We start from the raw sequence: 2,002 nt of genomic DNA on the forward strand, positions 1-2,002 counted from the left end.
ACTGACGCCGAAGGCCGACACGCCGGCCCGGCACGGCGCGCCCTCGTGGTCCCAGGCGCGGGCCTCGGTGAGCAGGCGTACGTTTCCGGCCGTCCAGTCGACGGCCGTGCTCGGGGCATCGACATGCAGCGTCTTGGGCAGCACGCCGTTCCGCATGGCCATCACCATCTTGATGACCCCGCCGACCCCGGCCGCCGCCGAGGTGTGGCCGATGTTGGACTTGAGCGAGCCCAGCCACAGCGGCCGGTCGCGGTGCTTGCCGTAGGTGGCCAGCAGCGCCTGGGCCTCGATCGGGTCGCCCAGAGAGGTACCCGTACCGTGCGCCTCCACCACGTCCACGTCTCCGACGGAGAGCTGGGCGTTGGCGAGGGCGTCCTTGATGACGCGCTGCTGGGAAGGGCCGTTGGGCGCCGAGAGCCCGTTGGAGGCACCGTCCTGGTTGATCGCGCTGCCCCGGATCACGGCGAGGACCTCATGGCCGTTGCGCCGCGCGTCGGAGAGCCGTTCGAGGACCAGGACGCCGGCACCCTCGGACCATCCGGTGCCGTCGGCCGCGTCGGCGAACGACTTGCACCGCCCGTCGGCGGCAAGCCCGCGCTGCCGGCTGAAGGCGACGAACGCGTCCTGCGTGGCCATCACGGTGATGCCGCCGGCCAGCGCCAGCGAGCATTCCCCGGTGCGCAGCGCCTGGACCGCCAGGTGGATGGCGACGAGCGAGGACGAACAGGCGGTGTCGATGCTGACGGCGGGGCCTTCGAGGCCGAGCACGTACGAGATGCGGCCGGACACGACGCTGTCATGGGTGCCGGTGTCCAGCAGTCCCTGGAGTTCGGGTACGTCCTTGGAGCGGAAGCCGTAGCCGTTGCCGATGGCTCCGACGAACACGCCCGTCCTGGTGTTGTGCAGGCTCTTCGGATCGAAGCCCCCACGTTCGAGCGCCGTCCAGGCGGCCTCCAGCAGCAGGCGCTGCTGCGGGTCCATCGCCAGCGCCTCGCGCGGACTGATCCCGAAGAAGCCGGCGTCGAACTGGCCCGCGTCGTGCAGGAACCCACCATTGCGGGTGTACGAGGTGCCGGTGCGCTCGGGGTCGGGGTCGTAGCGGCCGTCGAGGTCCCAGCCTCGGTTGGTGGGCCACTCGGTGATGGCGTCGGTGCCGTCGGCGACCAACCGCCACAGGTCCTCGGGCGACTCGACGCCGCCGGGGTAACGGCAGTCCATCGAGACGATGGCGATCGGCTCGTGCCGGGCGTCCAGGGCCTCGCGCAGAGCCGCCTTGGTCTGGCCGAGCTCCGCGGTGGCGCGCCTGAGGTAGTCGAGGAGTTTCTTGTCTTCTGTCATGGTCTGGGTGATCCCCTCAGGCGGTGCCGAAGTTGTTGTCGAGCAGGTCGAACAGTTCGTCGGCACTCGCCGAACTGAGTTCACCGGAATCGACCGGTGCGCTGCGCTGCTCCCAGCGACGCAGCAGGGTGTGGAGCCGGGTGCTGATCTCGTCAGCGACCGGCAACTGGGCCAAGGTGCGTTCCAGGCGGTCGAGTTCGGCCAGGACAGGAGCGACCTGGTCGGGTTCCGCGGTCAGCTCCCCGTGGAGGTGGTCGGCGAGGCCGGCCGGTGTGGGGTGGTCGAACACGACGGTCGGCGAGATGGCCAGCCCGGTGACGGCGCACATCCGGTTGCGGAACTGGACAGCCAGCAGCGAGTCGAAGCCCAGGTCGGCGAAGGCGGAGTCGGACCGGACGGTGCCGGGCACGTCGTGGCCGAGCACGGCTCCGACCTGTTCGGTGACCAGGTCGAGCAGGAGCCGCCGCTGGTCGGCCTCCGCCAGGGGGGCCAGCCGTCGCGCGAGGTCGTCGTCGCCGGACTCCCGGGCGGCCTCCGGGAGTTCGGCGAGCAGGTTGAGTTGCCGCGGGGTGGAGACGGCCGAGACGAGGTGCTCCCAGTCGACGTCGGCCACGATGAGCGCCGGCTCGTCCTGTTCAACCGCCTGCCGGACGGCCGCCATGAC

Annotated in this window: 2 protein-coding genes; both read right to left on the reverse strand. The window is 70.9% G+C overall.

Translation table 11 applies throughout. From position 1 onward, the window contains the following. A partial coding sequence (locus tag QR77_RS03325; protein WP_040019567.1) for a beta-ketoacyl synthase N-terminal-like domain-containing protein occupies window positions 1–1,338 on the reverse strand: 1,338 nt, incomplete at its 3' end. Window positions 1,339–1,354: 16 nt separating this feature from the next. Further along, window positions 1,355–2,002, reverse strand: a 648-nt coding sequence (locus QR77_RS03330; protein WP_040019568.1) for a phosphopantetheine-binding protein, incomplete at its 5' end; no start/stop codon positions are given.

It is taken from the genome of Streptomyces sp. 150FB, from assembly GCF_000818195.1.
GTDB lineage: Bacteria > Actinomycetota > Actinomycetes > Streptomycetales > Streptomycetaceae > Streptomyces.